This is a genomic window from Amycolatopsis sp. NPDC114505, assembly GCF_055633615.1.
In genome coordinates this window covers 1-22,898 of record NZ_JBVKDV010000003.1, presented here as the reverse complement: position 1 = coordinate 22,898, position 22,898 = coordinate 1, and the positions used below count along the sequence as shown (strand labels likewise).

General features: G+C 72.6%; 29 protein-coding genes. 17 read left to right on the top strand and 12 right to left on the bottom strand.

The window, feature by feature from the left end:
• The first annotated feature begins 10 nt into the window (after positions 1-10).
• Positions 11-1,147, top strand: a complete 1,137-nt coding sequence (locus ACZ7OU_RS29480; RefSeq protein ID WP_470257696.1) for a S53 family peptidase — start codon at positions 11-13, stop codon at positions 1,145-1,147.
• Between the two features lie 48 nt (positions 1,148-1,195).
• Here the strand turns inward: ACZ7OU_RS29480 and ACZ7OU_RS29475 are convergent, their stop codons facing one another.
• From ACZ7OU_RS29475 to ACZ7OU_RS29455, 5 genes are all read right to left on the bottom strand, one after another.
• A complete protein-coding gene (locus ACZ7OU_RS29475) occupies positions 1,196-1,849 on the bottom strand; it encodes a response regulator transcription factor (protein WP_470257695.1) in 654 nt (217 codons plus the stop codon).
• A 2-nt stretch (positions 1,850-1,851) separates the two neighbouring features.
• Positions 1,852-2,241 carry a hypothetical protein gene (locus ACZ7OU_RS29470; protein WP_470243683.1) on the bottom strand — a complete coding sequence of 130 codons (390 nt, stop codon included), beginning with the start codon at positions 2,239-2,241 and terminating at the stop codon, positions 1,852-1,854.
• 29 nt (positions 2,242-2,270) lie between these two features.
• Positions 2,271-3,479, bottom strand: a complete 1,209-nt coding sequence (locus tag ACZ7OU_RS29465; RefSeq protein WP_470257694.1) for a cytochrome P450 — start codon at positions 3,477-3,479, stop codon at positions 2,271-2,273.
• Positions 3,480-3,796: 317 nt separating this feature from the next.
• A complete protein-coding gene (locus ACZ7OU_RS29460; RefSeq protein ID WP_470257693.1) occupies positions 3,797-5,170 on the bottom strand; it encodes an aspartate aminotransferase family protein in 1,374 nt (457 codons plus the stop codon).
• A 117-nt stretch (positions 5,171-5,287) separates the two neighbouring features.
• Positions 5,288-5,782, bottom strand: a complete 495-nt coding sequence (locus tag ACZ7OU_RS29455) for an Lrp/AsnC family transcriptional regulator (protein ID WP_286003766.1) — start codon at positions 5,780-5,782, stop codon at positions 5,288-5,290.
• A 170-nt stretch (positions 5,783-5,952) separates the two neighbouring features.
• Between ACZ7OU_RS29455 and ACZ7OU_RS29450 the strand changes: the two genes are divergently transcribed.
• Positions 5,953-7,329, top strand: a complete 1,377-nt coding sequence (locus ACZ7OU_RS29450; protein ID WP_470257692.1) for an APC family permease — start codon at positions 5,953-5,955, stop codon at positions 7,327-7,329.
• A 1-nt stretch (position 7,330) separates the two neighbouring features.
• On the opposite strand, the gene ACZ7OU_RS29445 is transcribed toward ACZ7OU_RS29450, so the two are convergent.
• Positions 7,331-7,585 (bottom strand): hypothetical protein, encoded by a 255-nt coding sequence (locus ACZ7OU_RS29445; protein WP_470243678.1) that lies wholly within the window; start codon positions 7,583-7,585, stop codon positions 7,331-7,333.
• 126 nt (positions 7,586-7,711) lie between these two features.
• Here ACZ7OU_RS29445 and ACZ7OU_RS29440 point away from each other — a divergent pair, with 126 nt between their 5' ends.
• The 5 genes from ACZ7OU_RS29440 to ACZ7OU_RS29420 are packed head-to-tail and all read left to right on the top strand — an operon-like array spanning position 7,712 to position 10,879.
• Complete coding sequence (locus tag ACZ7OU_RS29440; RefSeq protein ID WP_470257691.1) at positions 7,712-8,179, top strand: hypothetical protein; 468 nt, start codon at positions 7,712-7,714, stop codon at positions 8,177-8,179.
• Entirely contained in the window at positions 8,172-9,311 is a 1,140-nt protein-coding gene (locus tag ACZ7OU_RS29435) for a PPE domain-containing protein (RefSeq protein WP_470257690.1), read from the top strand. The genes ACZ7OU_RS29440 and ACZ7OU_RS29435 overlap by 8 nt, the downstream gene beginning before the upstream one ends.
• The gene (locus ACZ7OU_RS29430) at positions 9,308-9,601 is read left to right on the top strand and encodes a hypothetical protein (protein ID WP_470257689.1); all 294 of its coding nucleotides are present in this window, start codon (positions 9,308-9,310) and stop codon (positions 9,599-9,601) included. Before ACZ7OU_RS29435 ends, ACZ7OU_RS29430 begins: the two co-directional genes overlap by 4 nt.
• The gene (locus ACZ7OU_RS29425; protein ID WP_470257688.1) at positions 9,594-10,286 is read left to right on the top strand and encodes a hypothetical protein; all 693 of its coding nucleotides are present in this window, start codon (positions 9,594-9,596) and stop codon (positions 10,284-10,286) included. Before ACZ7OU_RS29430 ends, ACZ7OU_RS29425 begins: the two co-directional genes overlap by 8 nt.
• Positions 10,283-10,879: a hypothetical protein gene (locus tag ACZ7OU_RS29420; RefSeq protein ID WP_470257687.1), complete on the top strand. Its 597-nt coding sequence runs from the start codon at positions 10,283-10,285 to the stop codon at positions 10,877-10,879. Before ACZ7OU_RS29425 ends, ACZ7OU_RS29420 begins: the two co-directional genes overlap by 4 nt.
• Here the strand turns inward: ACZ7OU_RS29420 and ACZ7OU_RS29415 are convergent.
• Positions 10,791-11,576 (bottom strand): helix-turn-helix transcriptional regulator, encoded by a 786-nt coding sequence (locus ACZ7OU_RS29415; protein WP_470257686.1) that lies wholly within the window; start codon positions 11,574-11,576, stop codon positions 10,791-10,793. The genes ACZ7OU_RS29420 and ACZ7OU_RS29415 overlap by 89 nt on opposite strands.
• 48 nt (positions 11,577-11,624) lie before the next feature.
• Between ACZ7OU_RS29415 and ACZ7OU_RS29410 the strand changes: the two genes are divergently transcribed.
• The gene (locus tag ACZ7OU_RS29410; RefSeq protein WP_470257685.1) at positions 11,625-12,398 is read left to right on the top strand and encodes an ESX secretion-associated protein EspG; all 774 of its coding nucleotides are present in this window, start codon (positions 11,625-11,627) and stop codon (positions 12,396-12,398) included.
• A gap of 350 nt (positions 12,399-12,748) precedes the next feature.
• On the opposite strand, the gene ACZ7OU_RS29405 is transcribed toward ACZ7OU_RS29410, so the two are convergent.
• Genes ACZ7OU_RS29405 through ACZ7OU_RS29390 form a run of 4 tightly spaced genes read right to left on the bottom strand, consistent with a single transcriptional unit; the run spans position 12,749 to position 15,132 of the window.
• On the bottom strand, positions 12,749-13,147 hold the full coding sequence (locus tag ACZ7OU_RS29405) for a hypothetical protein (protein ID WP_470257684.1): 399 nt from the start codon (positions 13,145-13,147) through the stop codon (positions 12,749-12,751).
• Positions 13,144-13,398, bottom strand: a complete 255-nt coding sequence (locus ACZ7OU_RS29400; protein ID WP_470257683.1) for a YbaB/EbfC family DNA-binding protein — start codon at positions 13,396-13,398, stop codon at positions 13,144-13,146. Before ACZ7OU_RS29400 ends, ACZ7OU_RS29405 begins: the two co-directional genes overlap by 4 nt.
• Positions 13,395-14,411 carry a CHAP domain-containing protein gene (locus ACZ7OU_RS29395; protein ID WP_470257682.1) on the bottom strand — a complete coding sequence of 339 codons (1,017 nt, stop codon included), beginning with the start codon at positions 14,409-14,411 and terminating at the stop codon, positions 13,395-13,397. The genes ACZ7OU_RS29400 and ACZ7OU_RS29395 overlap by 4 nt, the downstream gene beginning before the upstream one ends.
• A gap of 1 nt (position 14,412) precedes the next feature.
• Positions 14,413-15,132 carry a transglycosylase SLT domain-containing protein gene (locus ACZ7OU_RS29390; protein WP_470257681.1) on the bottom strand — a complete coding sequence of 240 codons (720 nt, stop codon included), beginning with the start codon at positions 15,130-15,132 and terminating at the stop codon, positions 14,413-14,415.
• 139 nt (positions 15,133-15,271) lie between these two features.
• Here ACZ7OU_RS29390 and ACZ7OU_RS29385 point away from each other — a divergent pair, with 139 nt between their 5' ends.
• The 8 genes from ACZ7OU_RS29385 to ACZ7OU_RS29350 all read left to right on the top strand — a co-directional run bounded on the left by ACZ7OU_RS29385 (position 15,272) and on the right by ACZ7OU_RS29350 (position 21,128).
• Positions 15,272-15,775 carry a L,D-transpeptidase gene (locus ACZ7OU_RS29385; RefSeq protein ID WP_470257680.1) on the top strand — a complete coding sequence of 168 codons (504 nt, stop codon included), beginning with the start codon at positions 15,272-15,274 and terminating at the stop codon, positions 15,773-15,775.
• Positions 15,776-15,788: 13 nt separating this feature from the next.
• The gene (locus tag ACZ7OU_RS29380) at positions 15,789-16,556 is read left to right on the top strand and encodes a putative protein N(5)-glutamine methyltransferase (RefSeq protein WP_470259007.1); all 768 of its coding nucleotides are present in this window, start codon (positions 15,789-15,791) and stop codon (positions 16,554-16,556) included.
• A 111-nt stretch (positions 16,557-16,667) separates the two neighbouring features.
• On the top strand, positions 16,668-17,972 hold the full coding sequence (locus tag ACZ7OU_RS29375) for a transporter (protein WP_470257679.1): 1,305 nt from the start codon (positions 16,668-16,670) through the stop codon (positions 17,970-17,972).
• Between the two features lie 44 nt (positions 17,973-18,016).
• Positions 18,017-18,493 (top strand): RNA polymerase sigma factor, encoded by a 477-nt coding sequence (locus tag ACZ7OU_RS29370; RefSeq protein ID WP_470257678.1) that lies wholly within the window; start codon positions 18,017-18,019, stop codon positions 18,491-18,493.
• Positions 18,490-19,083, top strand: a complete 594-nt coding sequence (locus ACZ7OU_RS29365) for a methylated-DNA--[protein]-cysteine S-methyltransferase (RefSeq protein WP_470257677.1) — start codon at positions 18,490-18,492, stop codon at positions 19,081-19,083. Before ACZ7OU_RS29370 ends, ACZ7OU_RS29365 begins: the two co-directional genes overlap by 4 nt.
• A 469-nt stretch (positions 19,084-19,552) precedes the next feature.
• Positions 19,553-20,266 (top strand): 2OG-Fe(II) oxygenase, encoded by a 714-nt coding sequence (locus ACZ7OU_RS29360; protein ID WP_470257676.1) that lies wholly within the window; start codon positions 19,553-19,555, stop codon positions 20,264-20,266.
• The gene (locus tag ACZ7OU_RS29355) at positions 20,263-20,643 is read left to right on the top strand and encodes a hypothetical protein (protein ID WP_470257675.1); all 381 of its coding nucleotides are present in this window, start codon (positions 20,263-20,265) and stop codon (positions 20,641-20,643) included. The genes ACZ7OU_RS29360 and ACZ7OU_RS29355 overlap by 4 nt, the downstream gene beginning before the upstream one ends.
• Positions 20,640-21,128 carry a methylated-DNA--[protein]-cysteine S-methyltransferase gene (locus ACZ7OU_RS29350; protein WP_470257674.1) on the top strand — a complete coding sequence of 163 codons (489 nt, stop codon included), beginning with the start codon at positions 20,640-20,642 and terminating at the stop codon, positions 21,126-21,128. The genes ACZ7OU_RS29355 and ACZ7OU_RS29350 overlap by 4 nt, the downstream gene beginning before the upstream one ends.
• 1 nt (position 21,129) lies before the next feature.
• On the opposite strand, the gene ACZ7OU_RS29345 is transcribed toward ACZ7OU_RS29350, so the two are convergent.
• Positions 21,130-21,732, bottom strand: coding sequence for a LysE/ArgO family amino acid transporter (locus tag ACZ7OU_RS29345; RefSeq protein ID WP_470257673.1), 603 nt, complete (start codon positions 21,730-21,732; stop codon positions 21,130-21,132).
• 69 nt (positions 21,733-21,801) lie between these two features.
• On the opposite strand from ACZ7OU_RS29345, the gene ACZ7OU_RS29340 reads away from it, so the two are divergent.
• Complete coding sequence (locus ACZ7OU_RS29340) at positions 21,802-22,683, top strand: LysR family transcriptional regulator ArgP (protein WP_470257672.1); 882 nt, start codon at positions 21,802-21,804, stop codon at positions 22,681-22,683.
• The last annotated feature ends 215 nt before the right edge of the window (positions 22,684-22,898 follow it).

The following is a 22,898-nucleotide window of genomic DNA, read 5'->3' as shown; positions in this document are numbered from 1 at the left end:
AGGGTCCACTGTGAACAGACGAATGATCGGCGTGCTGAGCGCCGTGGCGGTCGTCGCCGGGGTGTTCGCCCCCGCGGCGTCCGCCGCCCCGGTGACACGCGCCGCGTGTCCCGACCGGCCCGGCGAGCTGCGCTGCCTCACCACATACACGCCGGTACACGCCTTGGTCGACGGCCCGGCCGGCTGGGGTGCCGACGACCTGGCATCGGCGTACGGGCTGCCCGCCGACCCGGGTCCGGACACCGTCGTCGGCATCTCGATCGCCTACGACGCACCGAACCTGGAGGCGGACCTCGCGACCTACCGGGCGCAGTACGGCCTGCCGCCGTGCACGACGGCGAACGGCTGCTTCCGCAAGGTGAACCAGCAGGGCCTCGCCGCACCGCTCCCCGCGGCGAGCTTCGGCTGGGCGATGGAGTCCACTTTGGACGTCTCGATGGTGTCGGCGGCATGCCCGTCGTGCCGGCTCGTGGTCGTCGAAGGCGACTCACCCGGCTTCGCGGACCTGGCGGCGACGGAGGACACCGCGGTCCGGCTGGGGGCGAAGGTGGTGTCGAACAGCTACGGCGCCCGGGAAAGCGGCGCACCGCTGGCGTTCGCCAGCCACTACCAGCACCCGGGGGTGACGGTGGTGGCGTCGTCGGGCGACGCGGGGTTCACGGCGGCGAGCTACCCGGCGGTCCTCGCGACCACGGTCGCGGTCGGCGGGACGGCGCTGGCCCGTGACCCGTCCTCGGCGCGGGGCTGGACGGAGTCCGCGTGGCAGTACGGCGGCAGCGGCTGCTCGGCGTACATCGCGAAGCCGTCGTGGCAGCGGGACACGCACTGCGGCAAGCGCACGGTCGCGGACATCGCGTCGGCGGCGGAGGACATCGCGATCCACTACACGGACGCGGGCGGCTGGCTCCCGGCGAACGGCACCAGCGCGTCGGCGCCGTACATCGCGGGGCTGATCGGCCGCGCCGGCCACGCGGGGGTGACCCAGCCGGCGGACCTGTACGCGTCCGCTTTCGTCGACATCACCGCGGGCAACAACGACCCCGCGGGCGGCGGGAAGAAGTGCGGCGACGACTACCTGTGCGTGGCGGGGCCGGGCTATGACGCCCCGACCGGACTGGGGGTGCCCCACGGCCTGACCGGCTTCTGAAGTCCGTGACGGCCGCCTTACCGGCTCTTATGGCAGGTAAGGCGGCCGTCACGGCCGTTCGGTGCCCGGCCGGCACAACCCCCGCTCGTAGGCCAGCAAGCCCGCTTCGGTCCGGTGCGCGCACCCGAGCTTCCGCACGACCTGTGCCACGAGACTCCGGACCTCCGGCTCCGGCAGCTCGAGCCGCGTCGCGATCTCCGCGTTCGTCCACGCGGACCCGACGCCGACCAGCACCTCGCGCTCCCGCACCGACAGCCGGTCCACCCCGGCCAGCCGCTCGTCCCGCGGTCCGGACAGCCGCGTCGCGGCCGACACGAGCCGGCGCGACGCGTCCGGGGAGAGCACCACGTGCCCGTCGGCGGCCAGCCGGACCACCTTGATCAGCTCGTTGCGCCGGGCCGAGCGCAGCACGTACCCCGAAGCCCCGTCGCGCAGCGCCCGCAGGATGCCCGTGTCGGAGTCGAACGTCACCAGGGCCAGCACCGCCGGACGGCGGAACACCGGCCCGAGCGGCCCCAGCCTCAGGTCCAGCAGCACCACGTCCGGCAGCCGGCTGCGCAGCGTCGTGCGGGCCGCCGCGGCGTCCGGGGCCGAGCCGATCACCTCGATGCCGTCGACGTCGGCCAGCAGGGAGCCCAGGCGGGCCCGCACCGCCGGGTCGCGTTCGGCCACCAGGACCCGGACCGGCGGCGGTGGCAGCACGGTCAGTCCTTGGGTCGCAGGCGGATCAGCGGCAGGTCGGTCCGCGACGCGCCCACCAGGTCACGCCCGCCCGGGCCGCGCAGCCGCAGCTCGCGGAACCGCACCGAAGACAGCTGCGCCGCTTCGATCGGGTACACGTCGCCGTAGCGCTTGATCTTGTCGACCAGTTCCTTGCCCAGCAGCTCCACCAGGCCAGTATGCCGGTTCGAGCCGCCGCCGAGGGGAACGTCCAGCTGCCGGCGCACCTCGGGGAACCGCTGGTCCAGCTCGACGGCCAGCTGGTGGATCGTGACGTAGGCCGGGCCGAACTCCGACGCGTCCGGCCCCGGCGGGATCTCCGTCAGCACCTTGATGAGCTTGTCGTCCATCCCGAGTTTGTCCCACAGGGTCACGTTTTCCTCCTGTCGTGGCCGCCGCAGGTCTACCAGAGGACCGGCACGCGGTCCACTCCCCCGGTGACCCGGTTGGTCCGGACCGCCAGCTCCTCGACCGGCACCGCCAGCCGGAGTCCCGGGAACCGGCGGAACAGCGAGCCGAACACGACACGCAGCTCCGTGCGGGCGAGACTCGCGCCGATGCAGAACCAGCCGCCGTAAGCAAACGACACGTGCGAGTTCGGCTTGCGCTCGGGGTCGAACTCCGCGGCGGCGGGGAAGACCGACGCGTCCCGGTTCGCCGCCGCCATCGAGAGGACGACCGCGTCGCCCCGGGCGATCGCCACCCCGCCGAGCTCGACGTCGTCGTGCGCGTACCGCAGCGCGCCGAGCCCGCCCGGCGCGGACAGCCGCAGGACCTCCTCGACGACGCCGTGCACCCGGCCCTCGGGGTCGGCGGCCAGCGCATCGCGCCGCGTGAGGTCGGCGAGCAGGTAGAGGACGCCGAGGTCGATCCGGTTGGACGTCGTCTCGTGGCCGGCGAACAGCAGGCCGGCGGCCAGCCGGGCGAGGTCGCCGTCGGTGAACGTGGGGTCTTCGGCCTGCGTGCGCACCATGTCGGAGACGACGTCCTGACCGGGCGAGCGCCGCTTGGCCGCCGCCAGCCGGCCCATGTACCCCGCGAACTCGTCGAGCGCGGCGTCGGCGCCGGACCCGATGTCCATCCGGCCCATCCGCTCGGACAGCACCCGGAACGTGTCGCGGTCTTCGTAGGGGACGCCGAGCAGCTCGCAGATCACCAGCACCGGCAGCGGGAACGACAGGTGCTCGTGCAGGTCGACCGGCTCGCCGGGGTGCCGGGCGCGCTCCATGGCGTCGAAGCAGCCGTCGGCCAGCTCCTGGACGTGACCGGCGAGCCGCCGGATCCGGTTGGCGGAGAAGGCGGGCACGAGCATCTTCCGCATCCGCGCGTGCTCGACGTGCTCGGTTTCGTGGTCGCCCTGCGGCCGGCTGAGGATCGCCGCGTCCGACAGCGACGACGCGGTCTCCGGCGCCGGGTGCGACCGGCCGAAGCGCGGGTCGGTGAACACCGCCCGGACCTCTTCGAACCCGGTGACCAGCCACGCCGGGTCGCCGGTCGGCGTGGTCACCGGCACGACCGGCCCCTGCCGGCGCAGCACGTCGTAGAGCGGGGCGATCTCCAGGACGTTCGGCCGCTCGAACGGCAGGCGTGGGGTGTCCGTGGTCGCGGTCATCGGGTTCTCCTCCCGGCTGCGCGGCCGGTCGGCGCGGACGCGGGCGGCCCGGTCACCGGCCGCTCCCGCCGGTCCTCCCCGCGTCCCACGGTACTCAGAAACCCGCGCGAGAGCGGGGATCGCGCGATTCCCCGCCCTTTCGGGCCAACGACGCACGACCGCGGGCGCGGTGCACCGGCACGACCCGCGGCCGACCTGGTACGCCTGTCTTGCCCGCTTCACCCGGTAGATGTGGATACCGAGGGCCGAAGCCCGCCCGCGCACCCGGAACTGTCGGTGCCCTCCGCTACCGTGGAAACCGGGGGCCGGAGGCCCGCCTACAGCAACTTCCACGCCTGGGTCAGCGTGTCGCGCAGGATCTGCTCCATCTCGTCGAACTCCCGCTGGTCGCAGATCAGCGGCGGCGACAGCTGCACGACCGGCTCGGCCCGGTCGTCGGCGCGGCAGTACAACCCGGCGTCGAACAACGCGTCCGACAGGAACCCGCGCAGCACCCGCTCGGACTCCGCGGCGCTGAACGTCTCCTTGGTCGCCTTGTCCTTCACCAGCTCGATGCCGTAGAAGAACCCGGCGCCGCGGACGTCCCCGACGATCGGCAGGTCGGTCAATTTGTCCAAAGTGGACCGGAACGCGCCTTCCCGCGAGAGCACGTGGTCGTACAGGCCCTCACGGTCCATCAAGTCGAGGTTCGCCAGCGCCACGGCGCACGAAACCGGGTGCCCGCCGTAGGTCGAGCCGTGCATGAACGTCGTCGCGCCGCGGGTGAACGGATCCATCAACCGCTCCGAGGCCAGCACCGCGCCCAGCGGCGCGTACCCGGACGTCAGGCCCTTCGCCGTCGTGATGATGTCCGGCTGGTAGCCGTAGCGCTTGGCGGCGAAGTCGTACCCGACGCGGCCGAACGCGCAGATCACCTCGTCGGAGACCAGCAGCACGTCGTGCTTGTCGCAGATCTCCCGCACCCGCGCGAAGTACCCCGGCGGCGGCACGAAGCAGCCGCCGGTATTCTGCACCGGCTCGAGGAACACCGCGGCGACGGTGTCGGCGCCTTCGAACTCGATGGCCTGCTCGATCTGGTCGGCGGCCCACCGGCCGTAGGCCTCGTAGTCGTCGGCGTGCTCGGGCGCGCGGTAGAAGTTCGTGTTCGGCACCCGCAGCGTGCTCGGCACCAGCGGCTCGAAATCGGCTTTCGCACCGGGGATGCCGGTGATCGACAGCGCGCCCTGCGACGTCCCGTGGTAGGCCAGCGAGCGGCTGACCACCTTGTGCTTGGTCGGCTTGCCGACGAGCTTGAAGTACTGCTTGGCGAGCTTCCACGCCGTCTCGACCGACTCGCCGCCGCTCACGGTGAAGAACACGCGGTTCAGGTCGCCGGGCGCCGTGTCGGCCAGCCGGGTGGCCAGCTCGATCGCCGTCGGGTGCGCGTGGCCCCACAGCGGGAAGTACGCGAGCTGCTTCGTCTGCCGCGCGGCGGCTTCGGCGAGCTCCTCGCGGCCGTGGCCGACCTGGACCGCGAACAGGCCGGCGAGCCCGTCCAGGTAGCGCTTCCCGCGGGCGTCCCAGATGTAGGCGCCCTCGCCGCGCACGATCACCGGGACGTCGGTCTCGTCGTAGGCGGAGTGGCGCGTGAAGTGCATCCAGAGGTTGTCGCGGGCGGCCTGCGCGAGGTCCGAGGCGGCGGTAGTGGTCATGGCTCGGTTATCGCACGCGGCGACGACCGAGCGCAAGCGATTCAGTCGTCCAGACGAACATCATCAACTAATCCATCGGAAGAATTTCCGCTGAACCTTCGGATTTAGTCGTCACGGTCAGCGAGAGCCCCACTGGTAGGTCTGCTTCCGCAGCTTGAGGTAGACCATCGCCTCGGCGTGCCGGACGCCGGGCAGCGCGCGGATCCGCGTCGAGATCAGCTGGAGCAGCGCCTCGTCGTCCGCGCAGACGGCCTCGCAGAGCAGGTCGTAGCGCCCGGCGCAGAGGATCACGTACGCGATTTCGTCCATTTCGGCCAGTGCGTCGCCGACCGGTTCGAGGGGTCCCTCGACGGTGATCGCGATCATCGCCTGCCGGAACAGCCCGACCTGCAAGGGATCCGACACCGCGACGATCTGGATGACGCCCGAGTCGGACAGCCGCTGCACCCGCTGCCGGACGGCGGCCTCCGACAGGCCGACCGCCTTGCCGATCGTCGCGTACGCGCGCCGGCCGTCCTCCTGCAGCTGCGCGATGATCTGCCGCGAGATGTCGTCGAGCACCGGCGGCGCGGGCCGGCTCGGGGTGTCCTGGCTGCTCACGCCCCGGATCATCCCCGACACGGGTGACACAGGGCAAACGCAGCAGCCCGGTCACGATGAGTGACTAAATCCGAAGGCACTGTCCGCACAGGACAACGATTTCAGTCGTCTTTGTGGCGTTGACAACACCGAATCGGTGCTGTTCCATCCGTCGCACCTTGCCCCGGCCGGAGGGAACGCCCATGCCCCGCACTCCCGCCCCGCCCGACGCCGACACGGCCACCGCGTCCACCGGAGCCCGCACGCTGACCCGGTCCATCGGTGTCGGCGGCGGCACCCTGCTGACGCTCAGCTGCGTGACGCCGGCGTCGTCGTTGTTCGTCCTCGTGCCCCCGCTCTTCGCCGACCTCGGCACCGGCACCGCGCTCGCGATCGCCCTCGCGGTGCTGCTCTGCGTCGGGATCGCCTTCTGCTACTCCGAACTCGGCACGCTGGTCCCGAGCGCGGGCGGCGAGTACGCGATGGTGACGACCGTGGCGAACCGGTTCGCCGGCTGGCTGACGTTCATGCTGTCGTTCATCGTGATCCTCGTCGTGCCACCGATCATCGCGATCGGCGTCGCCGACTACGTCGCCGCGATCGCGGACATCAACCCGTCGGTCGCCGGCGCGCTCGTGATGCTCGCGTCCACCGTGATGGGCCTGCTGAACCTGCGCTCCAACGCCTGGATCACCGGGATCTTCCTGGTCATCGAGATCGTCGCGATCTTCGTCGTGTCGCTGCTCGGGTTCACCCACACCACGCAGAGCCCGGCGGTGCTGGTCAAGCCGACGCTCGGCACGAGCGGGATCGGCCTGATCGCCGTCGTGGCCGGGCTCGCCGTCGCGCTGTTCGTCGTGCAGGGCTTCAGCACCGCCGTCTACCTCGCCGAGGAGATGCGCGAGCCGCGCAAGACCGTCGCCAGGACGGTGTTCTGGACGCTCGGGATCAGCGCGGTGGTCATCCTCGTCCCGGTCGTCGCGGTCACCCTCGCGGTGCCGGACGCGGCCGCGCTCGCCGGCGTGGACCTCACCGCGCTCGTCACCGGCTGGAGCAACTCGGCGGTCGGCGCCGCGATCAGCCTGTGCATCGCGGCGGCGATCGTGAACGCGGTGATCGTCATGGTCATCCAGAATTCGCGCGTGCTCTACGCGTCCGCGCGCGACCAGGCGTGGCCGTCGCCGGTGAACCGCGCGATGAGCGTCGTGAGCGAGCGGTTCGGCGCGCCGTGGGTCGCGACGCTCGTGGTCGGGCTGTCCGAGGCCGTCCTCTGCTTCGTGCCGGTGGACACGCTCAGCGGCGTCACCGGGGTCGCCGTCGTCGCGCTCTACCTGAGCGTCGCGACCGCCGCGCTGGGCGCCCGCCGGGCGGCGCACGGCAAGTCGCACGTGTGGCGCATGCCCGCGTGGCCGGTGGTGCCGGTGCTCGCCGTCGCGGCGCTCGCCTACGTCCTGGTCGAACAGAGTGCGCTCGACCTCGGCATCACCGCCGGGGTGCTGGTGGTCTCGGCGCTGTACTGGTGGGGCTACCTGCGCCGGCGGCCCGAGCGTTGGGTCGTGACGGTGCCGGGCGAGAAGTAGCTCAGTCCTTGCCGCGGCCCTTCAGCTGGCGGAGGCCGACGATGATCACCGCGAGCAGCCCGACGACCCCGACCACGACCCAGATCCAGTCGGGGATGCCGGTGGTGTCCACCGCGGTCGGGGCACTGGGCGCCTGGGCCTGCCACGCGGTGCCGGTGACGGGCTCCGGTCCGGCGTGGGCCGAGGCCGGCCCGGCGAGCAGGACCAGCCCGGTGAGGGCGGCGAGGACGGCTCCGAACGCACGACGCGGGATCATCCGGACATCCTGCCCTATCCGGCCGTGCAGTCTTCGTGTCCACCCGTGCACCCGGGTGGGGTTCCCTTCTCATCCCGGCGCGCAGTGGCCAGGATGGACGCCTGGGTGGCGAGGGAAGGAACTCCATTGGCGACTGTGCGCGACGAGGCCGACGCGCGGCGGCAGCTGCGGGCCGAGCACCAGCCCCAGAAGGACGAACCGAGGGAGCGCGCCTCGGGTGTCGCGGAACCGCGGGGTACCGGCGCGGCCGCGCTGGTCGCCGGCGGCACCGACGTCCTCGAGCTGGACTACGCCGAGATCGACGCGGCCAAGAACGCCCTCGACGCGCGTCACCAGGAGCTGTCCGGCTACCTCGAAAGCGCCCGTGAGCTGGGCACGCCCCTGGCCGACGGCAAGGGTCCGGTCTCCCACTGGATGCGCCGCTCGTTCGGGCTGCGCGGCGGCGCCGAGGCCGGTGGCGTGCAGGCGGCGCTGGAGTCGTACCTCGGTGAGCTCGCGTCGCTGCGGCAGGCGCTGGACACCGTCGCGTCGTCGCACCGGGCCAACGACGAGGAGGCCGCGGCGGCGCTGCGGGCGGGTGAGCGCGATGCCTGAGTTCCACGCCACGCACCACGAGCCGACCGCGCGTGAGAAGGCGAAGGCGCGGCGAGTGCGTCGCGAGAAGGCCGTGAACGACCGCGAAGACGCGTTCGGCAAGATCAACTGGGACAGCTACGACCACCGCGAGCTGTGGGACATGGTGCAGTCGGCCGACCCGCCGAGGCTCGGCGAGCAGGCGCACCGGTGGGCCGAGCTGGCCCGCAGCGTCGACACGGCCACCGGCGACGTCCACACGCTGGTCCAGAAGCTGCTGCTGTCGTGGCGCGGACCGTCGGCGGCCCAGGCGGCGGACTCCGTCCAGCGCCTGACCGGCTGGGCGAGCACGGCGGGCGAGAACGCCAGGCACATCGGCGACGGCCTGGACACGTACACCTCGGCGATCGGCGAAGCGCGGCGGAAGATGCCGGAACCGGTGCACTACTGGGCCGAGCGGTGGTTCCAGGAGGGGTACGCGGTCAAGCGGCTCGACGGCCCCCAGGGCGCGTACATGCTGGACGAGCTGCTCGACGACAAGCTGCCGACGAAGAAGCAGGCGGACGACGCGAAGGCCGAAGCGGTCCGCGTGATGGAGCAGTACGAGGGCGCGAGCCACGACGTCCGCCACCGCCTGCCCCCGGCGTTCGACACGGCGCCGCAGGTGAGCGCGGCGGGTTCGGACGTTGTGGTTCCGCGTGTGCCTGTGGTCCACGACCCGCTGCCTGATCACGACCCCGGGGTTCCGGACGATTCGACGTCGACCGCGTCGGCTTTGCCGCCCACGTTGACCGGGGCCGGGGCGCTTCCCGGCGTTCTGGACGGAGTGATCGGCGCGGCCGGGCCCGGGGCTGCTTCCGGGGCAACAGGTTTCACGGGCATCGTCGGCCCTGGTGGCGCTGGCGGCTCCGTTGGCTCCGGTGGCTCCGTTGGCGACGGTGGGCGGGCCGGCGTCGGACGCTTCGGAACGGCGACCTCGGGTTTCGGCCCGGGAGCGGCCGGCGGTCGCGGCGCGGGAACCGGGTACGGCATGTACCCACCGGGCCAGGGCACGCGCCGCGAGGAGGACACGGAGCACCGCGACAAGTACGCGGACGGCTACGACCTGCTGGACGACCTGCCCCCGGCGTATCCCCCGGTGTTCGGCGAATGACGGGCTTCCATGCGGACCCGGCGGCTCTCGACGCCTTGGCGGTCCGCCTCGAGGACACGTCGGAGGAGTACGGCGAGGCGGCAGCCCAGGTCGAGACAGCGGCTTCGGGCGAGTTGGGACCGACGTCGGTGTCGGCCGCACTCACCGCGCTGACCGGCGAGTGGTCCGGCAGGATACGTGCGGTGGAAGCGGACTTCGCAACGGCGGCAGGCAGCGTCCGTGCGGCGGCGAAGGCTTACCGGACATCGGACGCAGCCGCGGCCGAAGAGCTGGGCCGCGCCGATGGCTGAGTTCCGCGGCCTCGGCTTCGATCCGGTCCCCTGCCGCCCCGATGACGTCGCCGAAGCCGCGCGCCGCTACGCCGCCGCAGCCGCGAAACTCGGCGAAGTCCCTGCCACCGGTGCGATCCCCGAGTGGGCCGGCCGATCCGCGCAGGCCCTCGCCGACCGCGCCGAGCGTGCCTCGGCCGGCCTCGCCCCCGTCTCCGAAGCCCTACGCTCGGCCGCAGCGATCCTCGACGACTGGGCCGGTACCGTCGTCGCCCACCACCGCAGCGCCGAGGAACTCGACCGCCGGGCCATCGAAGCACGACGGGCCGTGACCAGTGCCCAAGACGACGTCGACCAAGCCGAAACCGAAGCGCAGTTCTCCCCCACCACTCAGCCGAACCTCGCCGCCGCCCGTATCCGGCTCGCCGCGAAAAAAGACGACCTCGACCGCGTCCTCGCCGAAGCTCGTGAGCTGGAACGCGCCCACACCAGCGAAGCAACCCGCGTCGCCGACCGGCTACGAGCCCTCGGCGACGGCGCGCCCCTACCCAGCGCCCCGGATTTCCGTGGCGTGGCAACACATCTGCAGACGTTCTCGACCATCGGACGCGAGCTGGGCGTCACCGTCGCGAAAACACCCGCCACCCCCGTGACGCCGCCACCGGGCGCGGTCGGCGCCTTCGCCGCGGCACTGGGTGGCCGGTGAAACTGCCCGCCGTTCCGGGGATCACCCCGGTGAACCTGGACTCGGTCGCGCGCACCACCGCCGAGCTGCACGCGCTCATGGCGCGCCTGCGTGGCCCCGATGCCGCCCGCGATCTCGGCCTGGAGGCCGCCGCCGTCCAGTGCGCCGAGATCGCCCACGAACAGCGGGCCGGGCTGCTCGCGCTCGTCGAACACCGCGACGCCGATCCCGCGTTGCTCATCGCCGGGGTCGTCGCGGTGGACACCACCATCGACGAAGCCGCCGACCTCGGCCACTTCGTCGCCGACACGACCCCGGGCATCCGCGAGGTCAGCACCGCGCGGACCGGCCGCGGCTACCCGGTGGTGATCGTCGAGCGGATCGGGCTGTCCGGCGCGCAGCTGCAGGCCGTCGTCCTCGACCCGGACCGGCCGCGCGCGGCCGTGTTCACGCTCCACTCCCCCGGTGGCCGGGGCTGGCTGGAGGTCGCCGGGCTGGCCGGGACGCTCGTCGCCGGCGTCGACCTCACGCCCGCAGCGCCCGCTCCCGGAACTCGCGTGGGGTCCGGCCCGTCGCGCGGCGGAACGTCCGCGAGAAGTGCGGGGCGCTCGTGAACCCGCAGTCCCGCGCGATCTCCGCGATCCCCCGCGCCGCCTTCGCCGGGTCCGCCAGCAACGCCTTCGCCCGCTCGACGCGCAGGCCCTTCAACCGTTCCGAGACGCCTTGGCCGTCGTCGAAGAGCTGGTACAGCCGCCTTCGCGAGATGTACAGCGCTTCGGCGATCCTGTCCGCGCTGAGCGACTGTTCGCCGAGATGCGCGCGCATGTACTCGAGCGCTTCACGCCTTCGCGTCGCCAGGGCGTCGACGCGGTCTAGTTCGACGCGTAGCGCGCTACGCAGCACCAGTTCGGCCAGTCCCAGCAGGTGGTGGGCCAGTCCGTGCGGGTCCAGCCGCGGGCCGGCCGCCAGGACGTGCGCCACCGCGCCGGCGAACAGCGACCGCAGCGGCGCGTCGACCTCGACCGGCCGGAACATCAGCGGCCGCAGCTCGGCGAACGAGATCGACAGCTTCGCCGTCGCGACGGTCAGCATCACGACGCCGGACGGCAGGAGGTGCAGCGTCGCGTCGGCGTACGTCAGCTTCGCGCCCGAATCGGCCACCGCGCGCGGGACCGGGCAGCGCAGCAGCAGCTGGATGCCGTCCGGGTCGCGCCGGCCGCCGAGGATCGCCGCGGCCGCGGCCGCCGCGCCGGAAGCGCGGACGACGAGGTACCCGCTCGCGGGGACGTCCATCGACTGCGGCTCGGCCATCGGCACCATCGTGCCTGATGGCGGCCGCGCACGACGGGAAGGGTGACCATGGCGCGGCGCACCGCGACGACGGCCGGAGTGATCCTGTCGCATCTCGAGTTCGATCTCCTCTGGGCGGACCTCGGGCCGGGCGGGCCGCCGCCGTACCCGTTCGACGTGCCGGCGCACGGCGCCACCCACGCCGAGCGCGACGACCTGGGCGTGCGCGTCTTCGCCGGGCTGGCGGAAGCGGGTCTCACGGACGGCGACGACGTCGACCCCGGGCTGGCGGACCTGGTCGTGCTGCTGGGTGCGCCGTCGCTGAGCGTCGACGCGCTGGTGCTGGGCGAAGCGCCGTGGCGGCTGCTCGCGGCGGTGCGGGACGCGTCCGGGGTGCTCGCGGTGCTGGACGAGCGCGACCTGGTACTGGAGCCGCTGCGCCCGGCCGACCTGGTCCCCGCGGTCACCCGGATGCTCGGCGACGCGGAGGCGGGCCCGGGCGACCAGCTCCGCCTCCCCCGCGCGACGTACTCGGCGGCGATGGACGCGTACGCACGCGGCGGCTACGACGCGTTCGAGCGAGCCTTGGCGGCGGCCGGGATCACCGGCCGCGCGGTCCGTCCCCTGGCGACACTGGTGACGGCGCAGCGGCACGCGGCGGGCCAGCTGGCGGCGACCGGCCCAGCGGGCCGCACCCCGGTCCTGGCCTGGTTCGACACAGCGGCGGGGCGGTACGCGGTGACACCGGAGGACGTGGCCGGCGAGCCATGGGTGACGATCACACCAGCGGACGGCGCCTGGCTGGCCGACCGCCTGACCCGCATGGTCGACGACGCCCGCTGACCGCGCGGCCCCGGCCGACGGCGCCCGGCCGGCCGGCGCGCCTGGTCCACGACGCCCGCTGAGCACGCGCTTCCACCTGAAAGCACCGCCCTCGCGCGGCCCCGGACGACGGCACCCGGCCGGCCAGCGCGCCTGGTCGACAACGCCCGCTGAGCACACGCTTCCACCTGAAAGCGCCGCCCCCGGCCGGCCGTGTCCCGGGCCGAGGACCGCTCGCGCCTGTCCCGCCTCCGCGCGACCCGGCAGACCGGGGCAGACCAGGACGACGCCCGCCGACCCGAGTCCACCGCGGCCGGTCGTGAGTGAGAAACAGTGTTCTAACCCTGTTTCTCACTCACGACCCCGCGCGGTCAGGTCGCCCAAGTCGCCGGGAGGAACCCGTCAGCCTCGGGATCCGGCCGCGGCCGGATCGCCGGCCCGCCCACCGCACCAGGCTCGCTCGCCGGCCGCACCCCGATCCGCGGCCCCTCCGGCAGCAAGCCACCCAGCAGCTCGCGACCCTGCCGCAGCGCGTCCGCGCCCGCCTCCGAAGCCAGCCGCAGGATCACCCCGGCCAGCTCCCGCGGCGACCGGTTCAGCGCCCACCGGTCGAACCGCAGGTCCACGAGCGCCCCGTGCAGGTCGACCGCCACCGCGACCCCGTCGCCCTCCGCGGCGGCCCGGATCGCCGCCAGCCGCGTCCCGTACCCCGGATCCGGCAGCGAAAAAGCGTCGTCGGCCAGCTCCAAAGCCGTCCTGAAAGGGTTCACTGGGCCCGCCAGCTGTCCGGTGTGGTCTCTTCCGCGACCTCACCCGCCTCCGGCAGGCCGAGCCCGTCCACGTCGTGCCATAGCGACGCCGTCGCCCGCGCCGAAGCGGCCGCGGCCAGCACCAGGATCCGGCGCGCCAGCTCGGCCGGCTCCAGCCTCAGCGCCGACGCCTCCAGCGTCAGCTCCTGCAGCGCCCCGCCCGGCGCGACCTCGACGGCGACCGTGCGGTCGGCGGCTTTTCCGGTGATCACGGGTGTACCCCTCCGTAGAACGTCGACGCCGAGAGCGTGTGCGTGTTCCGGCGGACGGCGTCCCCGGAGTTGCCCTCGATCATCGTGACCTGGTTGCCTTCGACCTTCTCGACGATGCCGATGTGCGTGCTCGTCGACGTGTTCTGCGGGCCGGTGCCGAAGATCAGCACGTCACCCGGTTTCGCCTCGTGCAGGGAGTGCTTGCCGTACGCGTGCCCGTTGCGCTCGCCCCAGTGGAAGACGTCGCCGCTGAAGGGCAGCACCGGGATCTTCACGCCGGCCTTGCGCCACATCGCCGTCGCGAACGACGAACACCACGCCGCGGTCGGCCCGTACGGGTTCCGGTTGCTGCCGGGCGGGTTCTCCCGGACGCCGAGCTGCGTGCGCGCGGCGTGGACGATGTCCTTGCCCCGCCCCGAAGCCTTGCTCGGGTGGGTCGCCTTCGCCTGGTGCACGGTCTTGTCCACGACACCGTCGTGCGTCAGGTCCTTCTGCAACGAGTGCAGCTTCTTCGCCGCCGCCTTGAGTTCCGCGTCGACGTGCCGCAGCGTCGACGCCGACTGCCGCGTGTACTGCGGTGCCAGGTCGGCCGCGTGCCCGACCGCGCGCATCAGCGCGGCCTGCGTCCCGGCCGCGACACCGGCGTCGAGAACTTGCTTCGCCTTCGCGGTGTACTCGTCGACCAGCCGCTGCACAGCCGTGTGTCCGGAGTCCACTGTGGACGCCACGTGCGCGACGACCTTCTCCGCCGCCGCCCCGGCCGCGCCAGTGATGCGAAGCTCCTTCGTCAGCTTCGCGCTGGCGTGGCGGAAACCGTCGGCGCCGTGGCCGTGCCAGTGGTCGAGCACGGTGGTGCTTTCCTTGTGGTAGGCGTGGTGCTGGGCGTCCAGCGCGCCGGCCACCTGGTGCAGGGCGTATTCCGCGCGGACGGCGTCCTCGGCCTTCCCGGCGAGCTTGTTGCGGTGCGCGACGAGGTCCTTCGCGAAGGACTGCGCGAGCGCGGCGGTGTCCATGTCAGCGCCTTCCGTTCAACGCGGCGGCGGTCGCCGTCTCGTGGTCGCGGTAGGTCCTGGCGGCCTTCTGCGCGGCGGTGGCCAGCCCGTCGGCGTGCGTGCCGACGCCCTTGACCTGCTTCTGCAGGGCCAGCCCGAACCCGGTGAGCGCGCCGGCGAACCCCGACTCCTCGCCGATCTTGCCGAAGCTCTCGCGGCCGATCTCCCGGACGTCGCGCAGCTGCCCGGTCGCGGTGCCCAGCGCGTCGGCGACGTGCCGGGTCCGGCTGACGTAGGAGTGCAGCACGGTGTCGTCCACCCGCAGCGGGCTGCCGCCCGGGGTGCCGGCCCCGGCGGCCTTCCCGTGGTGCTTCGTGACGTCCTGGGCGGCCTTGCGCGCGGCCGTGAGGTGGTGCTTGTACGCGCCGTTCGTGTACGTCGACCAGGGCGTGAAGTCGTGGCCGTCGCCCGAGATGCTGTTCGCGACGCGGGCGTTGGTGTCCGGGTCGAACAGCTGGTCGTCGGACTTCAGGTGGTACTGCCGGCGCCGCTCCGGGCCGAGCGCGCCCAGCATGTTGACCTGCCAGAGGCCGTAGGAGTCGTCCGGTGGCGTGGCGTTGTGCGCGGTCGTCCGGCCGCCGGACTCGGCCAGCGCGACGGCGACCGCGGTGGTCAGGCCCTGGCCGCGGAACCCGGCGTCGTAGGCGTGCCGGGCGATCTGCTCGGCGCTCAGCTTCGTCATGGTTCGACCTTGACCGTCCGGGTACTCCCGGCGGTAGCCGCGCTGCACGCAGGGACAACCCGGGTGCACGTGCGGCTCAACCTTCGGGGCCGCTCACCCGTACTGATCCCCGGGAGGCCTTCGGCGAGGGGATGAACGGATGCGCGGTACCAGGGTGCTGACCCTGCTGGGGTTGACGCTGGTCACGGCGTCGTGCGCGGCACCGCGCACGACGACGCCGAGCCCGATCGCCGAACCGGCGCCGCTGGTCCGGACGTCCACTTCGACCCCGCCGGCCACCACGACCCCGCCGCCCGCGCCGCCGTGCGCGGTGACCACCGGCGCGTGCGTGAGCCTGGCGCAGCACCTGGCCTGGCTGCTGCGCGACGGCCAGGTCGTGCGCGGCCCGGTCCCGGCCGGGTTCGGCCCGCCCGACCAGGCGACGCCGGCCGGCTCGTTCCGCGTCGCCTGGAAGGACCGCGAGCACACCAGCAGCGTGTACGGCACGGACATGCCCAACTCGGTGTTCTTCGCCGCCGGCGGCATCGCCTTCCACGCGGGGCCGCTCGACGCGCCGTCGCACGGCTGCGTCCACCTCACCGACGCCGATTCGGCGGCGTTCTTCGACGGCCTGAACGTCGGGGACGCGGTGCAGGTCCTGTAACGTCCGTTCCTTGTTGGACACTTCGACTGTCGTCTCCCGCCTGCGCGCCGCGGGCTGCGTGTTCGCCGAGGACGAGGCGGACCTGCTGATCGCCGCCGCGACGACGCCCGCGGAGCTCGGCTCCCTCGTCGAACGCCGGGTCGCCGGGCTGCCGCTGGAGCACCTGCTCGGCTGGGCGGAGTTCCACGGCCTGCGGATCACCGTGCGGCCGGGGGTGTTCGTGCCGCGCCACCGCACCGAGTTCCTGGTCGACGTCGCCGTCTCGCTCGCGCCGCCCGGCCCGGTGGTGCTCGATCTCTGCTGCGGCTCGGGTGCGCTGGGCGCCGCGTTCACCGCCGCGCTGCGCCCGCGTGAGCTGCACGCGGCCGACGTCGAGCCCGCGGCCGTCTCCTGTGCCCGGGTGAACCTTCCGGACGCCCACGTCCATGAAGGCGACCTGTACGACGCGCTGCCGTCGTCGCTTCGCGGCCGGGTCGACGTCCTCATGGCGAACGTGCCGTACGTCCCTTCGGACGCCGTCGCGACGATGCCGCCCGAAGCCCGGCTGCACGAACCCCGCGTCGCGCTCGACGGTGGAACAGACGGCCTCGATCTCGCCCGCCGCGTCGCCGCGGGCGCGTCGCGGTGGCTCGCGCCGGGTGGCACCCTGCTGACGGAAACGAGTGAACGCCAGGCGCCGGTACTGGGCGCGATCTTCACCGCCGCCGGGTTGACACCGCGCGTGCACGAGTCCGAGGAATCGGGCGCCACCGTCGTCACGGGGACCGCCCCGACGTCGTGATTTGCCCGATGGGGCAACGACTTCCGTTCACTCCTTCGTCGGAGTGACCGTCCCGATCGGGCTGCGCTAGCGTGGCAGCTCTTGTCGATTTCCCGGCAGAATTGGGGAGCAATGCCGAATCGAAGACGGGTCTTCTGCGCCCTCGTCACCCTTCTCACGTTGTTCACCGTCATCCCGGCCACCGCATACGCCGCGCCGGACCGCTCGGTCGGCGTCTTCCGCGAGGTCCCCGCGGGCGTCCCGCTCACGAAGTACCTCGACCTGCGGAAACTGCCCGCGGCGATGCCCCAGGCCCAGCAGCTCCAGGTGTCCGCGCTCGACCAGAACGTCCCGACGCCGGTGACGTTCGACGAGTGCCACAAGGACATCCGCGCCGGGTACTGGACGAAGAACCGGTTCGCCAGCTGCACCATCACCGACATGGCCTACCAGCGCTACGCCTGTCCCGAAGCGGGCTGCGCGGTCACCGGCACGGTCTGGGCGCGCGTGATCTCGACCAGCAACCTGTTGCCGGCGCAGCGAAAGCTCGAAGTCGCGACGCGGATGGCCGGCTGGTCGTTGTCCGGCGTGGTCACCGACGCGATGAAGTTCGGCATCTCGATGAGCTGCGGCCCGCGCTACACGGCCGGCACGGCGCACTGCGACGAGCCGTCCGCGCAGGTCGTCAAGAGCATCGCCGACTGGCGCGCGCAGTCCGACGAGACGCACGTCTTCACCATGGAGGGCACCGACCTGCCGGTGGCGACCGATTCGCCCGCGGTGCAGGCCGAGCAGCGCACCTGGTACGTCGGCGAGCGGCACCTCGTCGCCGAAGACACCGGCGACCGCACGACGCTCGTCACCGGCGCCCACAGCGCCTACCTGCGCTGCGACCTCGCGCGGCTGCTGAACCCGGCCTACGCGGCGGGCAGCGACTGCGCGTTCGGGTTCCAGCCCCTGTACATCCTCGACAACTCGGCGACGTCCGGCTTCCCGGCGTCGGCCGCGCTGGTCCGGGCCGCCCTCGTGAACTTCCCGAGCACGTACCCCGGCACGTCCCAGGGCCACCTGGCGCCGGGCAACCCCGGCTACCAGGGCGGCAGCGCGGGCCGGTCGTACCCGATCACCCGGCTGTTCTACGACACCGCGCTGCAGGCCGTCCACCGTTCGACCGCGGAGCTGGCCTGCACGCAGCACTGGGGCCCCGGCTACGCGACCCGGCCGGACGGGCAGGTCAACGCCTGCGCGGTCTACCCGTTCGACACCACCTACGACGGCGCGACGCTGCCCACCCCGGGCGTCGACCGGGGTCCGTCGTACGCCGTCCAGCCGGTGCTCGACGGCGACTACCAGGCACTTCTGGCGAGCGTCGGGCAGTTCGTGGTGAACAACCACATCCTCGACGGGGACGGGTACTGGGTTTACCCGTACGCGTGACAAACTCGATCTCACGTTGCGGCGTCGGCGGACGTCTACAGGGTGTGATCGTGAAACCGTTCGAGCAAGTCGTGGCCGAGCACGGGCCGATGGTCCTCCGGGTCTGCCGGGCCGTGCTCGGCCCTGCCGACGCCGAAGACGCCTGGTCGGAGACCTTCCTGGCCGCCCTCAAGGCGTATCCCGAGCTACCGCCGGACGCGAACGTCCAGGCGTGGCTCGTCACGATCGCGCACCGCAAGGCCATCGACGTCACCCGCGCCCAGGCACGCCGCCCGCTGCCGGTCGGCGAGATCCCGGACGGCCCCGGCCGCGCCGACACGCTGGACGGCGACCTGTGGGACGCACTCGCGAAGCTGCCGGACAAGCAGCGCGCCGCCGTCGCCTACCACTACCTGGCCGGGCTGCCCTACCGCGAAATCGCGGAGATCACCGGAGGCAGCACGGACGCCGCCCGCCGCGCGGCCGCCGACGGCGTCAAGACCCTGCGGGCCATCTATCCCTTGGAAGGAGCGCACTCATGATCGACATCATCCCGTCGTTCCCGGTGGAGGTCGAGATCCTGCCGCACCGCCTCCACGAGCGGCTGACCGCCGCCGCGGCGCACGAGGGCCTGCTGGACGTCGCCTACCGCACCCTCGACACCCCGATCGGCTCGCTGCTCCTGGCGGCGACCGAGCGAGGTCTGGTGAAGGTGGCCTTCGATCGCCAGGACCACGAGGCGGTGCTGGCCGAGCTGGCGTCGGCCATCAGCCCGCGGATCCTCCGGGCACCGGCCCGCCTGGACGCGGTGGTCCGCCAGCTGGACGAGTACTTCACGGCCGGACGGCGAGCGTTCGACGTCCCGCTGGACTTCCGCCTGGCCCGCGGGTTCCGCCTGTCGGTGCTGGAGCACCTGCCGGAGATCGAGTACGGCCACACGGAGAGCTACTCGCAGGTCGCGACGGCCGCGGGAAGCCCGAAGGCGGTCCGCGCGGTGGGCACGGCGTGCGCGCTCAACCCGCTGCCGGTGGTGGTGCCGTGTCACCGGGTGGTCCGCTCGGACGGCTCGTACGGCCAGTACGCGGGCGGCGAGGAAGCGAAGCGGGTCCTGCTGACGATGGAAGCGGCTTAGCTTCCGGCTCCGGCTCCGGGTTCCCAGGCCGGGCCGGACTCGCCTTCCAGCCGCGCCCCAGCGTGCGGTCGGGGCCGGGCCCCGGCTTCCGGTCGAGGCCGGCTCCGGCTTCCGGACCGGCCGGGTCGGGACTTCCGTCGGCGGCAGGATGCGGGCCCAGCCTCCGGTCGCGGCCGAGACCGGGGTTCCGGCCGCGCCCGGTCCGGGTCTCGGCCTGCGGCCAGGGCCGCGGCTTCCGTTCGGGCCGGCCCCCGGGCTCCCGGCTCCCGGCTCCCGGCTCCCGGCTCCCGGCTCCCGGCTCCCGGCCAGCCGAGCAGGGCGAGCTGGGCAACTCCAGCCCTGCCAGCCGCGGCATCCTCGTCTGCAGCCAAACCGGCCGTCGGCACCCACCACCGTCGCTACCGACCCGCCCGGAAACTTCCAGCCCGGCCCGATCTCACGTTTCAGCCCGCCGGAGCGTCTTCCGGGTATGAGCACTTTCGAAAAGCGCGTCGCCGCGGCCGACTGGGGTGCGGTGACCGCGGAAGTCGACGACTACGGCTGCGCACTCCTGCCGCAGCTGCTCACCCCGGCCGAGTGCGCGGAGCTCGTCGCGCTGTGGGACCGGCCGGAACACTTCCGCGCGACGGTCAACCTGCGCCGCTACCGCTTCGGCGACAACGGCGACTACCACTACTTCGCCGCGCCGTTCCCGGAGCCGGTGGAGCGGTTGCGGCAGGCGCTCTATCCCCGTCTGCTGCCGATCGCCCGGGACTGGTACGCCCGGCTCGGCCGAGATCCTGAATGGCCGTCCACTTTGGACGAATGGCTGCGGGTCTGCCACGACGCCGGCCAGCAACGGCCGACGCCGATCCTGCTGCGCTACGAAACGGGCGGCTGGAACGCGCTGCACCGCGACCTCTACGGAGACAAGGTGTTCCCTTTGCAAGTCGTGATCAACCTCAACGACCCGGGTACCGACCACACCGGCGGCGAGTTCCTCCTGGTCGAGCAGAGGCCACGGGCGCAGTCGCGCGGCACCGCGACGCTCATCCCCCAGGGCCACGGCCTGGTGTTCACCACCCGCGATCGCCCGGTCCGTTCGGCGCGCGGCTGGTCGGCTGCCCCGGTACGGCACGGCGTCTCGGCCGTGCGGTCGGGCCGGCGGCACACCCTGGGCCTGGTCTTCCACGACGCGACATGACTTCCGAAGAGCTGGCCGCGATCGTGCGGCTGATGGGCCCGGCCCGGCACGCGGTCATCGGGACCGCGGCGGACCCGGCTTCCCGCGCCGACGGGGAGCGGATCGCGGCGGCGTGGGGCGGCCTGGTGCTGGCGACGGTGACGTGGCCGGAGACGGCGGCGTCCTGGCTGCGCCAGGCCCGGCGGTTCGCGGCACCGGACCCGGACGTCTGGGTGGTAGCCGCCACCCCGGCGGGCTGGACCGGCATGACCCGACGGCTGCTGACGTCGACGCGGTGGAGTCCCCACCGGACGGTCGTCACGGCGGCCTCGACGGACTTTCGCCTGCCCGGCGTTCGCGGCGCCCGGGCGGACGGCACCACTTGGGAGGACCGATGAACCACGCGATCATCGACTCGCCGATCGGCGAGCTCACCCTGGTCGGCGACGGTGACGTCGTGACCGGCCTGTACTTCCCGCACCACTGGACCCGCCCGGACCGCACCACGTTCGGCGCGCGCGACGACTCGGCGTTCGCCTCGGCCGCGGAGCAGCTCAAGGAGTACTTCGCGGGCCAGCGCAAGGAGTTCGACGCACCCACGCGGGCCGACGGCGACGACTTCCAGCGCGCCGTGTGGGCCGAGATCGCCCGGATCCCGTACGGCTCGACGGCGACGTACGGCGACCTGGCGAAGGCGGCCGGCGGGCTGCCGCACGAAGTCGGGGCGGCGGTCGGGCAGAACCCGCTGAGCATCCTGGTGGCGTGCCACCGGGTCGTCGGCAAGAACGGGAAGCTGACGGGCTACGCGGGCGGACTGAAGCGCAAGCAGTTCCTGCTGGAGCTGGAACGCCCGCCGGCGACGGAGCGGGGGCAGCTCTGGTAGCTCACAGGTGGCTCAGGAGCATCGTGGCGCCGAGCCCGGTCATGGTCACGGCGATGACGACGTCCAGCACGCGCCACGCCACCGGTCGCGCGAACACGCCGGCTAGCTTCTTGGCCCCGAAGCCAAGCGCGCTGAACCACACGGCGCTGGCGATTCCGGCACCGAGCCCGAAGAGCCAGCGCCCGTCCCCGTGGGCGACGGCGACCGACCCGAGCAGCAGGACGGTGTCGAGGTAGACGTGCGGGTTGAGCCAGGTGAAGGCGACGCAGGCGAGCACGGCCTTCCGCAGCGGCGTCCGGTCGTCGCCCACGGTCATGACCGAGCGCCGGAACGCCCGCCGCGCGGCGAGCGCGCCATAGCCCAGCAGGAAGAGCCCACCCCCGACCGCGATCACCCCGATGGCCGTCGGCCACTGCTCGATCACGGCCCCGATCCCGCTGACGCCCAGCCCGATCAGCACGAGGTCCGACACCGCGCAGATGACGACGAGTGGGGTCACGGCACCGCCCCGCAACCCTTGCTGCAGGAGGAAAGCGTTCTGTGAGCCGATGGCCACGATGAGGGACAGGCCGGTCCCGAACCCGGCGAGGAGCAGTGGAAGCACCCGTCCACGGTACGACCGTCCCGCGGGATTACTCCAGCTAAAGATTTTAACGTAACATTAGCGCTCGTGATGTCCGATCTCCCGCTCGACCAGGTCAGAACCCTCCTGGCCGTAGTGGACGAGCAAAGCTTCGACGCGGCGGCGGCGGTCCTCCACGTGACCCCGTCGGCGGTCAGCCAGCGCATCAAGGCCTTGGAGCAGAGCACCGGCCGGGTCCTCCTGCTGCGCACGAAGCCGATCTCGCTCACCGCATCGGGCCAGGTGCTGGTCCGGTTCGCCCGCTCGCTGGCTCAGCTGGAGCAGGACGCCCTGTCCGAGCTGGGCCTGGACTCGTCGACGCGCACGCTCTCGATCGCGGTGAACGCGGACTCGCTGGCGACCTGGTTCCTCCCGTCCCTGGCCCGCCTTCCGGCGTCCCTCTCGATCGCGTTCGACCTCCGCCGAGAGGACCAGGACCACACGGCGACCCTCCTCCGCGACGGCCTGGTCATGGCGGCGGTAACGGCTTCCCCGCAACCGGTCCAGGGCTGCACGTCGACCCCCTTGGGCCGCATGCGCTACCGGGCGATGGCCGCACCGGCGTTCATCGAGCGGTGGCTGTCGTCGGGCACGCTGTCCACGACCCTGCCCGCAGCACCAGTGATCATGTTCGACCGCAAGGACGACCTCCAGGACCGCTTCCTACGGGCTCTGACGCGCCGCCGGAACTTCACCCTGGTCCGCCACCACATCCCGGCATCGGAGTCGTTCGTGGACGCGGTGGCGTCCGGCCTCGGCTGGGGCATGGTCCCGGAGATCCAGGCGGCCCCCCGCGGCGACGCCCTGGTCGACCTGGCCCCGGACCGGCCGCTGGACGTCCCACTGCACTGGCAGCAGTGGAAGCTGGACTCCCCGGCACTGGCCGCAGTGGCCGACGCGGTGGCAAACGGCGCGAAGACCGCACTCCGCTAAGCAGCAAAACGCTTCACAAGGCCAGCGCGCACACGCAGACGTGGGAAATCTCCCGCGCGGAGGCGGGTCACTCGCGCTGCGGGTCAGTGGCGAATTTCAGTGGGGGTTATAGATCAACTCGGTGCTGGTGGGTGTGGTGTGGCGCCGCGGCGGGTGGTGGCCGGCCGCGGCGCCAAGAGGGTGGGGTTTTAGTCGGTGATGGGGTGGTTGTCGGC

Excerpts from the sequence above, each read along its gene's own strand:
- ACZ7OU_RS29465 (WP_470257694.1), bottom strand. The coding sequence starts at position 3,479 with ATGACCGCGACCACGGACACCCCACGCCTGCCGTTCGAGCGGCCGAAC.
- ACZ7OU_RS29460 (WP_470257693.1), bottom strand. The coding sequence starts at position 5,170 with ATGACCACTACCGCCGCCTCGGACCTCGCGCAGGCCGCCCGCGACAAC.
- ACZ7OU_RS29455 (WP_286003766.1), bottom strand. The coding sequence starts at position 5,782 with ATGATCCGGGGCGTGAGCAGCCAGGACACCCCGAGCCGGCCCGCGCCG.
- ACZ7OU_RS29450 (WP_470257692.1), top strand. The coding sequence starts at position 5,953 with ATGCCCCGCACTCCCGCCCCGCCCGACGCCGACACGGCCACCGCGTCC.
- ACZ7OU_RS29445 (WP_470243678.1), bottom strand. The coding sequence starts at position 7,585 with ATGATCCCGCGTCGTGCGTTCGGAGCCGTCCTCGCCGCCCTCACCGGG.
- ACZ7OU_RS29435 (WP_470257690.1), top strand. The coding sequence starts at position 8,172 with ATGCCTGAGTTCCACGCCACGCACCACGAGCCGACCGCGCGTGAGAAG.
- ACZ7OU_RS29430 (WP_470257689.1), top strand. The coding sequence starts at position 9,308 with ATGACGGGCTTCCATGCGGACCCGGCGGCTCTCGACGCCTTGGCGGTC.
- ACZ7OU_RS29425 (WP_470257688.1), top strand. The coding sequence starts at position 9,594 with ATGGCTGAGTTCCGCGGCCTCGGCTTCGATCCGGTCCCCTGCCGCCCC.
- ACZ7OU_RS29415 (WP_470257686.1), bottom strand. The coding sequence starts at position 11,576 with ATGGCCGAGCCGCAGTCGATGGACGTCCCCGCGAGCGGGTACCTCGTC.
- ACZ7OU_RS29410 (WP_470257685.1), top strand. The coding sequence starts at position 11,625 with ATGGCGCGGCGCACCGCGACGACGGCCGGAGTGATCCTGTCGCATCTC.
- ACZ7OU_RS29395 (WP_470257682.1), bottom strand. The coding sequence starts at position 14,411 with ATGGACACCGCCGCGCTCGCGCAGTCCTTCGCGAAGGACCTCGTCGCG.
- ACZ7OU_RS29390 (WP_470257681.1), bottom strand. The coding sequence starts at position 15,132 with ATGACGAAGCTGAGCGCCGAGCAGATCGCCCGGCACGCCTACGACGCC.
- ACZ7OU_RS29385 (WP_470257680.1), top strand. The coding sequence starts at position 15,272 with ATGCGCGGTACCAGGGTGCTGACCCTGCTGGGGTTGACGCTGGTCACG.
- ACZ7OU_RS29375 (WP_470257679.1), top strand. The coding sequence starts at position 16,668 with ATGCCGAATCGAAGACGGGTCTTCTGCGCCCTCGTCACCCTTCTCACG.
- ACZ7OU_RS29365 (WP_470257677.1), top strand. The coding sequence starts at position 18,490 with ATGATCGACATCATCCCGTCGTTCCCGGTGGAGGTCGAGATCCTGCCG.
- ACZ7OU_RS29360 (WP_470257676.1), top strand. The coding sequence starts at position 19,553 with ATGAGCACTTTCGAAAAGCGCGTCGCCGCGGCCGACTGGGGTGCGGTG.
- ACZ7OU_RS29355 (WP_470257675.1), top strand. The coding sequence starts at position 20,263 with ATGACTTCCGAAGAGCTGGCCGCGATCGTGCGGCTGATGGGCCCGGCC.
- ACZ7OU_RS29350 (WP_470257674.1), top strand. The coding sequence starts at position 20,640 with ATGAACCACGCGATCATCGACTCGCCGATCGGCGAGCTCACCCTGGTC.
- ACZ7OU_RS29340 (WP_470257672.1), top strand. The coding sequence starts at position 21,802 with ATGTCCGATCTCCCGCTCGACCAGGTCAGAACCCTCCTGGCCGTAGTG.